Origin of the sequence: Peptoniphilus senegalensis JC140 (assembly GCF_000321025.1) — a bacterium.
Lineage (GTDB): Bacteria > Bacillota > Clostridia > Tissierellales > Peptoniphilaceae > Peptoniphilus_A > Peptoniphilus_A senegalensis.
Map to the genome: position 1 here is coordinate 119,520 of NZ_HE610719.1, position 11,171 is coordinate 130,690.

The window sequence follows — 11,171 nt, forward strand, 5'->3', positions numbered from 1 at the left end:
TTAAAAAATTTTAGAAATACTTTTTTATTTCAATTGAAATAAGATGTTAATGTGATAAAATTTTATTAAAGACATTATAATTTTTAGATTATCAGGAGATCATTATGATAAGTAAATTTTTTTGGGCGAAGAAGGAAGAAAAGGATGGGCTTTTTAAGTGGCTACCTTTAAGACAGCATCTTGAAGACACAAGAAATGTAATTTGTGGTCTTTGGGAGCATTATCTAAGTCTTGGTCAAAAAAATTTTATCATAGATTCCTTGAGCTTTAATTCAATAGATATTAGTGGAGAGGAAATTGGAAAGAACCTCTCTATTTTTTTGGCTTTGACTCACGATTTACATAAATGTTCTCCGGTTTTTCAAACTATGCCAGGCTACAAAAATTCAAGTGATTTAGATGATTATTTAATAGAGAGATTGGAATCATATGGTTTTTATGACTTGAAAAATTTTGACAGAGTTTCTTCTAAAATGAGTCATCACGCTCTTGGCTCAGAGTGCTTACTTTCTTGGTATGGAGTGGGCGATGATGTAGCATCCATAGTTGGTGCTCATCATGGAAAACCAATTGATTCTGCTAGAATTATTGATATTCAAAAATCTTCTTATGCATCAAATTATTTTCAATATGAAGATGAGAACAATGAAGTACATAAAAAATGGGATGAAGAGCAGAGAAAAATTTTTAAATATGCCATGGATGAAGCTGAATTTAAAAGCATAGAAGATATTCCAAAAATAAGTCAAGAGGGAGCTTTTATTTTATCAGGTCTATTAATTATGGCAGACTGGATTAGCAGTAATGAAAATTATTTTCCTCTCTTTGATATAGAAATTTTTGAGCCAGAGGATAATTATAAACGCTTTGTAGAAGGCTGGAGTAAGTGGTATAAAAACGATCCCATAAACATAAATAATTTTTCTGAAACTAAGGATATTTTTAAAAGTAGATTTGGATTTGACTCACCAAATGAAATTCAAGAAAGGTTTGTAGATGCAATTTCTCGAGCAAAAGATCCTGGTCTTATAATTTTAGAGGCACCAATGGGCATTGGTAAAACAGAAGCATCTCTTGCAGCTGTTGAGGAATTAATTTATAAGACTAATAGGAGCGGACTTTTCTTTGGACTGCCAACGCAAGCTACTTCAAATGGAATGTTTACAAGAGTAGAAGATTGGCTTAAAAATTTATCAAAAGACCTTGAGTTAAATACAAGTATTAGACTATCTCACAGCAAGGCATCTTTAAATGATGATTTCACAAGTCTTGCAAAGAATGTTGAGCCAGAAAATGAAGAAGGCAGCGTAATTATTAATGAGTGGTTTTCTGGCAGAAAACAAACTGCTTTAGATGATTTTATAATTGGAACTGTGGACCAATTTTTACTTCTTGCACTAAAACAAAAACACTTGGCACTAAGGCATCTTGGATTTTCAAAAAAAATTGTTCTTATAGACGAAGCTCACGCCTACGATTGCTATATGATGCAATATTTAAATGAAGCTCTTAGGTGGATGGGTGCCTATAAAGTTCCTGTAATAATTTTGTCGGCAACTCTTCCTAAAAATAGGAGACTTGAACTTGTAGAAAATTATATGAGAGGTCGTGGCCTTAAGTGGAAGGAAGTGAAAAAACCTGAAGAAATTTCATCTACTGCTTATCCCTTAATTACATATACTGATGGTGACGAGATAAAATTTCAAAATAATTTTAGTAAAAGAGAAAATAAAGAGATAAAAGTCATAAGAGAAGATAAGGAAAATTTATTAGATTTATTGTCACAGCTTTATGAAAATGAAGGTGTTATTGGAATAATTTTAAATACTGTAAAGGATGCACAGGAACTTGCAAGAGAGTGTGAAAAATTATTTGGAAGTGAGTCTGTTGAACTTTTGCATTCCAATTACATTGCAACAGACAGGATTGAAAGAGAAAATTTATTACTTAGCTTAGTTTCAAAAAATGCAAAAAGACCCAAGAGAAAAATTATAATTGGAACTCAAGTTATTGAGCAAAGTCTTGATTTAGATTTTGATGTAATGATAAGTGACCTCTGCCCAATAGATTTACTTATACAAAGGGTGGGAAGACTGCAAAGACATGACATAAAGAGAAGTGAATTTTACAAAAATCCAAGGCTTTATGTCCTTGGTACAAGTGAAAATTTTGAATATGAGAAAAAAACCAAGGCTATTTATGACGAATATATTTTAATGATGAGTCAATATTTTTTGCCAGAAGTTATAAAAATTCCTGAAGACATTTCTATTTTAGTTGACAAAGTTTATGAAGGTGGAGAAGTCGACTTAAAAGAGGATTTGTTGAAATTAATAAAAAATAGTAAAGAGAGAAGAGATATAAATATAAATAATAAAAAAGAAAGAGCCAAGACCTATAGGCTAGGAAAACCAGATCACACTGGTAAAAAAACTCTCATTGGTCTTTTGGAGACTCCAGTTCCCCTTGACACAGAAGAAATTGGATATGCAAGAGTTAGAGATATTGACGACACTATTGAAGTCATTGCTCTAAAAAAAGTTTCTAAGGGATATGGAAGCTTTAGAGATGACTTTGACCTATCCATGAATCTTGATAATCCAGATACTGCAAAAATTATCGCAAGAGAAACACTAAGACTACCTCTAGTCCTAAGTAAGTTTCCAAAGGCTTTTGACAATACTATAAAAGAACTTGAGGAATATAACAAAAAGAATCTGTCAAAGTGGCAAGAAAAGACTTGGCTTAGGGGATCTCTTGGAATTATTTTTGATGAGGATAATTCCTTTATATTAAATGGTTATAAATTAAGATACGATAAAAAATTTGGTTTATTGTATGAAAGGGTGTGAAAATTTGGGAAGATATAATTTATTGGAAGAAAGTTGGATTCCTGTTATTGAAAAAGAAAACTCAGAGAGTAAAAAAGTTTCACTTATTGAAATTTTTGAGAATGCAGAAAAATATACAGACATTGCAACAGACACTAAGACTCAAGATTTTGCAATAACTAGACTTTTATTAGCTATTTTGCAAACTGTTTTCTCTCGCTTTGACTATTATGGAAATCCTCATGAGGGAATAGAACTTGATGAGAAATTTAGACAAGTTAATGATATTGATGAAGATGACATTGATGAATACACAGCTAGTTTAAAAGAAACTTGGGAAAATTTGTGGGAAAGTAAAAAATTTCCAAAAATCCTTTATGATTACTTAAATAGCTGGAAGGATCATTTTTACTTTTTAGATGAAAAGTATCCTTTTTACCAAGTGAGAAAGGAAGATATAAGTAACGAGAAGTTAAAGAAAGGAGAAGCAACAGAAGTTTTAGGTAAAACTATTAATAGAAAAATTTGTGAAAGCAGTAATAAAACTGCACTTTTTTCACCTAAATATAGTGCGAATTTCAACAAGGAAATTATGACAGAAGATGAAGCATTGCGATGGCTAATAACATTTCAAAACTATTCAGGATTATCAGACAAAGCGGTATTTGATACTGAAAAATATACTGGAGATATAGGATGGCTTTTTCAATTAGGTGGAATATATTTAAAAGGTAACAACTTGTTTGAAACTTTAATTTTAAATCTCTTATTACCGCTTAATGAAAACACTCATACTGGTTTAGTTGAGAGACCTTGTTGGGAATACAATTCTCAAGATATTATTAAAAAAAGGCTTCTTAATGATATTCCTAATAATTTAGCAGAGTTATATACTATTTGGGCTCGAGCAATATATGTTGATCCAAAAATTAATTTCGATGAACCTTTTAAGATGAGAACAGTTATATTTCCACGATTTGGAGAAAAAATTCCAACAATTGAGCCAATGACTTTATGGACTCTTATAAAGAAAGGTCCTAGAGAAGGTGAATATATTCAAAGAAAGCACAAAATCAATGAGTCTTTATGGCGTTCTTTTGGGATGTTAACTATTTCAGAAGATTACACAAACAATGAAAAACACAAAAAAGTTCCTGAAATTATTAAACATATTAGCCAAAAGGAACAAATATTAGGAAATTATAACATTACGGTTAAAGGAATTAGTTTGGAGGATAATGGAGTCCGAACATCCAGCGTTCCAATAGACGAAGTTTATGACGACATGACAATAAAGGAAATGGTACTTAATGATATTGAAAAAGATGGTTGGGTGCCTAGAATAAATGATGAAGTAGACCTAACAAAAAAAGTTGTCGGTGGAATTTTTGGATATTTTATTTCTGACTTAATGACAGTTAGAAATGACAAGAGCGAAGATTTTAAAAATCAAAAAGTGGAAGAACTTTATTACAAACTCAATGATCCTTTTAAAGAATGGCTTGCTAGCATAGAGAAAAATGATGACAAAAATAAAAAGACTAGAGAGTGGCGAGATGAATTAAAATCTCTCGTAAAAAATGAGGCTAAAAAAATTATTTTCCAGGCAAGTTCAAGAGATTATAGGGGTATCGCAAAAGATGGAAAAGTTATGAATATTGCAACTTGTTACAATAGATTTATAAATATTTTAAATAAAACTATAGGATAGGAGGATATAATGGTTAAAGAAAAGAGCAAGACCTTTAGAGTTGAATCAGTTACAAGAAACATAATAAATGACATTGATAGTGATCTAAAATCTTCACAATCTAGAGGAAATTTGGCTAATATTAGGAATTCAATAAATAGACCATTAAATAATTCAACAAATTTATTGCAATTGCTTTTTAGATATTTGCCGGAGGATTTTTTAAGCGCTGATGGGAAATTAACAAATGAAGAAAAGGCAGTAGTAACAACAATTCAGCTTTATGCACTTCATCAGCAGTCAAAAAAAGATAGCGTGCTTTTAAGTGATGAAGATGAGAAATGGAAAAACTTAGGCTATTCTTTGAGCTTTTTAAGGAGTGAAAAAAATTCTGTAGCTGTTGATAGAAGATTTAACACTATGATCACATCATCAACCTTTGAAGAATTGTCACATCACATGAGACAAATGATAAAACTTTTAAAGTCAAAGACTGATGCGAAAGTTAATTATACAAAACTTTCAGGAGATTTATATAAATTTTTAACTGGATATGGAGAAGAAGTAAAATTCTCATGGGCAAGCAGATACTATTTTGTAAAAAATGAAAAAGAAGAAGGAGTAGAAGAAAATGAAGAAAAATAACTTATATTTAGATATTAATGTTATACAAACATTACCGCCATCTAATGTAAATAGAGATGACACTGGTAGCCCTAAGACTGCCCAATATGGTGGAGTTAGGAGAGCTAGAGTAAGTTCGCAAAGTTGGAAGAGAGCAATTAGAAAATATTTTAATGAAAAATGTGAAAATAGTAATCTAGGAATTAGAAGTTATAAAATCCCAGAATATGTTGTTTCTAAAATTAGAGAAATTGATAATAATCTTTCAGAAGAAGAAGCGTTAAAAATGGCAGAAGATGTTTTAAATAATGCTGGTGTTAAAATTGAAAAACATAAAACGAAAGCTTTATTTTTTATAGGTAAAAATCAAGCGGAAAATTTAGCAAGGGCAGCTGTAAATAAAGTTAAGGATAAAAAACTTTTAAGAGATATTCTTAAGGATGACCTAACTATTGATATAGCTTTATTTGGTAGAATGCTTGCAAATGACTCTATTCTTACTGAGGATGCATCATGTCAAGTTGCTCATGCAATTTCAACTCATGCTGTTGAGACAGAGTTTGATTTCTTTACTGCTCTAGATGATTTACAAAAAGACGATGAAAATGGTGCTGGCATGCTTGAAACAATTGAATATAATTCCTCAACCCTATATAGATACGCCAATGTTGCTGTTCACGAATTTGTGAGACAACTATCCGATAAGGAAGAGACAATTAACGCCTTAAAACTCTTTGTAGAAGCTTTTGCAAAATCACTTCCTACAGGAAAAGTTAACACTTTTGCAAACACAACTATACCTTCATTTATTATTGTTACTTTGAGAGAGGATAGACCAGTAAATCTTGTAAGTGCCTTTGAAAACCCAGTAAAGGCTTACAAAAATAAAGGCTTTGTGGAAGAATCAGTAGAAAAACTTTTAAAAGAATACAAAAAATCAGAAAAATTTGTAGAAGAACCTCTTGCAACTTTTTGCCTATCACTAAATGAATTTAATAGCATTGATGGAATAAAAGTTGAAGACAATTTTAAAGCTCTATTAAAAGATTTAGAAGAAAAACTTGGAGAAATAATACCTGACGAATTGGGTGAGTAAATTGAAAAGTATTTTATTAAAATTTCAGGGGCCTTTGCAAGCTTGGGGCACGGGCTCAAATTTTGAAACTAGGCATACTGATGACTATCCATCAAAGAGTGGAGTCTTAGGTATGCTTGCAGCCTCTCTAGGATATAGGCGAGATGAAGAAGAAAAACTAAAAAAATTAAATGAATTAGACTTTGGAGTGAGAATCGATCAAGCTGGAGTTCTTTTAAGAGATTATCATATTGCACAAAAATTAAAAGCTAATGGAACTCTTGATAGAAATTATGTAACAAATAGATATTATCTTTCTGATGCTATATTTTTAGTGGCTTTAAGTCACAATGACGATGACTTTATAAATGAAATTTATGAAAGCTTAAAGAAACCTTACTTTCAAATATTTTTGGGGAAAAGATCTTGCCCAGTTACTTATGATTTTATTATGGGTCTTTACGAAGAAGAAGCAATTGAATTATTAAAAAAGACAGATTGGCAAGCGAGTAAATTTAATAGATTAACTAAGAGCAATAGACTAAAAATTTGTGGCGATTCAAAAATTATAAATAATTCCAGAGAAAAACTTAGAAAGGACAAGGCAATTTCTTTTTCGCAAAGAGAGAGAAAGTTTGACTATAGAGGCGAATCTTTTTTATACATCGAAGTAGATAGGAATGTGGGAGAGACTGAGCATGATGCCTTTGGAGCAATAGGAGGTTAATATGTATATATCACAAGTTGAAATTGACCTTAACAACAGAAGAAAAATTAGAGACCTCACTCATCTTGGAGCTTACCACAATTGGGTTGAGATGAGTTTTCCAGAGGAAATTAACGAAAAAGAGAGAAGTAGAAAATTATGGAGAATTGATAGAATAGGCGATAGAACTTTTCTTTTAATAGTCTCAGAAGTAAAGCCAGATTTAAAGGCCTTGGAAAAATATGGAGTAGATAATACTGCAAAGACAAAGGATTATGAAAAATTTTTAGAAAAACTAAAAGAAGGTAAGACATTTAGATTTAGAGTAGCCTTGAACCCTGTAATATCAAAAATGGATGAAAATACAAAAGGCAGAGGAAAAATATATCCCTGCTACAACATCGAAGACCAAAGGAAGTTTTTCTTAGATAGATCTCTAAAAAATGGATTTGAATTAAAAGACGAAGATTTTCAAATAGTCGAGAGGGCGCATCCTCTTCTCAAGAAAAGAGGTATGAGGAATGTAAAACTAAATAAAGTTGTCTATGAGGGTAAGCTAAAGATAAAGGATAGAGAAAGATTTATAAAGACACTTAAAGAGGGCATGGGAAGAGAAAAAGCTTATGGTTTTGGAATGATGACCCTTATACCGGTGATGTGAAATGAATGAAATTGCTGGTGGGAAAAAGCCTGAACTTACAGAACTACCTCGAATCGAAGATAGGGTTAGCTTTATTTATCTTGAGCACGCAAAGATAAATAGACAAGACGGAGCACTGACAGTTGTTGACAGCAGGGGAATAATAAAAATACCAGCTGCCATAATAGGCATATTGATGCTAGGACCAGGTACAGATATAAGCCATAGAGCAGTTGAATTATTAGCCGACACAGGCACATCTATAATTTGGGCTGGAGAAAGAGGAGTAAGACTTTATGCTAACGGAAGACCTTTGGCACATTCCACAAAATTTCTTGAAAAACAAGCAGTATTATTTTCAAACAGAAATACTAGATTATTAGTGGCAAGAAAAATGTATCAAATGCGATTTCCAGATGAAGATGTCATGAAACTAACTATGCAGCAGCTTAGAGGAAGAGAAGGAGCTAGAGTAAGAAATTTGTACAGAAAAGAAGCAAAGCTACATGGAGTTGAATGGACAAAAAGAGAATATGACCCAGATAATTATGAAGAGGGCACAATAGTAAATAAAGCCTTATCAGCTGCCAATGTAGCACTATATGGAGTTTGTCACAGTGTAATAGTTGCCTTAGGAATGTCACCAGGCCTTGGTTTCGTCCATACAGGTCATGATAAATCCTTTGTCTATGATGTAGCAGACCTATACAAGGCTCAATACACAATACCGCTTTCCTTTGAAATAGCAGAAGAAGCATCGGAAGACGACAACATAGGAAGAATAGCTAGACAGAAGCTTCGAGATAAGTGCCTAGATGGAAAATTGATGAAAAAAATTGTAGAAGATTTGCAGTATTTAATGGAAATAAATCCAGATGATTTAGTGAATTTAGACACAATAAGTCTTTGGGATGACAATGGAAAATTAGTAAAATATGGAGTGAATTACACAGAAGGTGATAACTAATGCCTTTCACAGTAATAACACTATCAAAAGTTCCCAATTCTCTTAGAGGAGATTTGAGCAAATGGCTGCAAGAAGTGGCTACTGGAGTATATGTTGGAAATCTCAACACAAAAGTTAGAGAAAAACTTTGGGAGAGAGTTAAAGATAATTTAAAAGATGGCGAGGCGACAATATCTTATTATCACAGGAACGAAATTGGCTATAACTTTGAAACTATAAATGGAATTAGAGAAGTAATAGATTTAGAGGGTCTACCATTAGTTCTTGTAAAAAAAGAAGAAAAAGAAAGAGAAAAGACCTTAAAAGAAGGATTTTCAAAGGCAGCTCAATTAAAAAAATAAAAAATATAGAGCATGGCAAATTAAAAAAAGAAGCAGAAAAGGAAAAACAAAAAGAATATGTAGTAGTGGACATAGAAACTGACGGGCTGGACATAAATAATAATAAAATTATTGAAATAGGTGCAGTGAAAGTAGGAAAAAATAGAGAAGAATTTCATAGATTAATAAAAATTCAAGGAAAATTGCCAGAAGAAATAGTAAGGCTAACTAAGATAGATGATAAAATGTTGGAAAGAGAAGGAGTGCCTATAGGCGAAGCTTTAAAAGAATTTTTAGAGTTTATTGGAGAAAAAAATCTTGTTGGGTATAACGTAAATTTTGATGTACAATTTTTAAACGAAGCCTTGGCTAGAGAAAATTTGCCAAAGATAAAAAATAAAGTTTATGACATCATGCAATATGTAAAAAAAGAAAACTTATTTCTTAAAAATTATAAACTTAACACAGTTTTGAAAACCTATGGAATAGAGGAAGAAGTACCTCACAGGGCATTGGAAGATGCAATTTTAGAAGAAAAGTTAATTTTAAAAGTGAAAAAATTATTGGATATGTTAAAATAAAAAGGGCATGATTATGGGATCTTTTAACTGTAGTCCCCGCGTGTGCGGGGGTGATCCTCTGTGATATAGTTTAAAGTGGAGATAGAAAGAGTAGTCCCCGCGTGTGCGGGGGTGATCCTAAGCCTTTTCTGCCTTGGGGTCTAAGACTACTGTAGTCCCCGCGTGTGCGGGGGTGATCCTGATAATAAGGGCATTGAAATCTTTGAAGGAGAGTAGTCCCCGCGTGTGCGGGGGTGATCCTCATGTTAAAGGTGTTGAAAATCAGACGCTTGTGTAGTCCCCGCGTGTGCGGGGGTGATCCTCACCTTTACCCAGCGTAAAATAACAGAATAACGTAGTCCCCGCGTGTGCGGGGGTGATCCCCACGACGGGACAACAGGGTTTGTACAAGTTTTGTAGTCCCCGCGTGTGCGGGGGTGATCCTAATGTGAAATGGATTTAATATGACTACTTCTAGTAGTCCCCGCGTGTGCGGGGGTGATCCTATATCCTGAACATAAAAATAATCATAGTCATTGTAGTCCCCGCGTGTGCGGGGGTGATCCTAAATATTAAATTTATGACTCTATCAACAATTTGTAGTCCCCGCGTGTGCGGGGGTGATCCTGGAAGAAAGCTGGAATGCAAGCACTAGGGTGGGTAGTCCCCGCGTGTGCGGGGGTGATCCCATTGCTTGAATAGTTTCATCTCTGCCAGAAATGTAGTCCCCGCGTGTGCGGGGGTGATCCTAATATTAAATGCAAATAACATTAAAAGCTGCAGTAGTCCCCGCGTGTGCGGGGGTGATCCTGCTGATGTTATGGAAAAATTAGGTATTTTGGAGTAGTCCCCGCGTGTGCGGGGGTGATCCTTTATGTAAGGACAAATTTTGTCCTAATTGTAAGTAGTCCCCGCGTGTGCGGGGGTGATCCTGAGATCCTTGGAAAAAGGGATTTAAATGATGAGTAGTCCCCGCGTGTGCGGGGGTGATCCCAACTCAGATTATGCAGATTATGTTGAATTTGGGTAGTCCCCGCGTGTGCGGGGGTGATCCTATTAGGGAATGAATATACCTTGCGAGAAGTTTGTAGTCCCCGCGTGTGCGGGGGTGATCCTGATGTATTATTAAGAGTATCAAAACAACAACCGTAGTCCCCGCGTGTGCGGGGGTGATCCCAATCTTCAATTTCAAACTCTAAATTTTCAAAAGTAGTCCCCGCGTGTGCGGGGGTGATCCTGAAAAAAACATTTATTCAAAAATAATTGACAAGTAGTCCCCGCGTGTGCGGGGGTGATCCTGTTCAATGAATTTATTTAGAACACAAGTATGTGTAGTCCCCGCGTGTGCGGGGGTGATCCTTGCTTGTCCTGTTTCTGGCGATATGATAGATAGTAGTCCCCGCGTGTGCGGGGGTGATCCTGGTACATTCTTTGATACTGCTAACCCACAATAGTAGTCCCCGCGTGTGCGGGGGTGATCCCTTTAGAGCCAACAATTGGGAGAAGTGGTGGCAGTAGTCCCCGCGTGTGCGGGGGTGATCCTTAAAGAAAGTCTATCTGAAAAATGGGGCAGCAGTAGTCCCCGCGTGTGCGGGGGTGATCCTCACTTTGTTTTTACTTTCCATGCTATCCTCTCGTAGTCCCCGCGTGTGCGGGGGTGATCCCTTAAACCTTGGTGTTCCGTCAGAGTATCCGTAGTAGTCCCCGCGTGTGCGGGGGTGATCCTACTCTTCCAGAATTATCTCAAGATGAAAGAAA

9 protein-coding genes and 1 CRISPR repeat array are annotated in these 11,171 nt (G+C 34.5%); all 9 genes read left to right on the plus strand.

Annotated features, from left to right (window positions below):
- Window positions 1-104: 104 nt before the first annotated feature.
- Window positions 105-2,852: a CRISPR-associated helicase/endonuclease Cas3 gene (locus PTSHG_RS08860; RefSeq protein WP_019108546.1), complete on the plus strand. Its 2,748-nt coding sequence runs from the start codon at window positions 105-107 to the stop codon at window positions 2,850-2,852.
- A gap of 4 nt (window positions 2,853-2,856) precedes the next feature.
- Window positions 2,857-4,542 carry a type I-E CRISPR-associated protein Cse1/CasA gene (locus tag PTSHG_RS08865; protein ID WP_019108547.1) on the plus strand — a complete coding sequence of 562 codons (1,686 nt, stop codon included), beginning with the start codon at window positions 2,857-2,859 and terminating at the stop codon, window positions 4,540-4,542.
- Between the two features lie 9 nt (window positions 4,543-4,551).
- On the plus strand, window positions 4,552-5,166 hold the full coding sequence (gene casB, locus PTSHG_RS08870) for a type I-E CRISPR-associated protein Cse2/CasB (RefSeq protein ID WP_019108548.1): 615 nt from the start codon (window positions 4,552-4,554) through the stop codon (window positions 5,164-5,166).
- Window positions 5,153-6,241: a type I-E CRISPR-associated protein Cas7/Cse4/CasC gene (gene cas7e, locus PTSHG_RS08875; RefSeq protein ID WP_019108549.1), complete on the plus strand. Its 1,089-nt coding sequence runs from the start codon at window positions 5,153-5,155 to the stop codon at window positions 6,239-6,241. The genes casB and cas7e overlap by 14 nt, the downstream gene beginning before the upstream one ends.
- Window positions 6,234-6,947: a type I-E CRISPR-associated protein Cas5/CasD gene (gene cas5e / locus PTSHG_RS08880; protein WP_052316797.1), complete on the plus strand. Its 714-nt coding sequence runs from the start codon at window positions 6,234-6,236 to the stop codon at window positions 6,945-6,947. Before cas7e ends, cas5e begins: the two co-directional genes overlap by 8 nt.
- 1 nt (window position 6,948) lies before the next feature.
- On the plus strand, window positions 6,949-7,587 hold the full coding sequence (cas6e, locus tag PTSHG_RS08885; protein ID WP_019108551.1) for a type I-E CRISPR-associated protein Cas6/Cse3/CasE: 639 nt from the start codon (window positions 6,949-6,951) through the stop codon (window positions 7,585-7,587).
- 1 nt (window position 7,588) lies between these two features.
- A complete protein-coding gene (cas1e, locus tag PTSHG_RS08890) occupies window positions 7,589-8,533 on the plus strand; it encodes a type I-E CRISPR-associated endonuclease Cas1e (protein WP_019108552.1) in 945 nt (314 codons plus the stop codon).
- Window positions 8,533-8,874, plus strand: a complete 342-nt coding sequence (gene cas2e, locus PTSHG_RS10155; RefSeq protein WP_238318773.1) for a type I-E CRISPR-associated endoribonuclease Cas2e — start codon at window positions 8,533-8,535, stop codon at window positions 8,872-8,874. The genes cas1e and cas2e overlap by 1 nt, the downstream gene beginning before the upstream one ends.
- A gap of 65 nt (window positions 8,875-8,939) precedes the next feature.
- Complete coding sequence (locus PTSHG_RS10160; RefSeq protein WP_238318774.1) at window positions 8,940-9,434, plus strand: 3'-5' exonuclease; 495 nt, start codon at window positions 8,940-8,942, stop codon at window positions 9,432-9,434.
- A gap of 29 nt (window positions 9,435-9,463) precedes the next feature.
- A CRISPR array of direct repeats spans window positions 9,464-11,138; the repeat unit is 28 nt; unit sequence GTAGTCCCCGCGTGTGCGGGGGTGATCC.
- The last annotated feature ends 33 nt before the right edge of the window (window positions 11,139-11,171 follow it).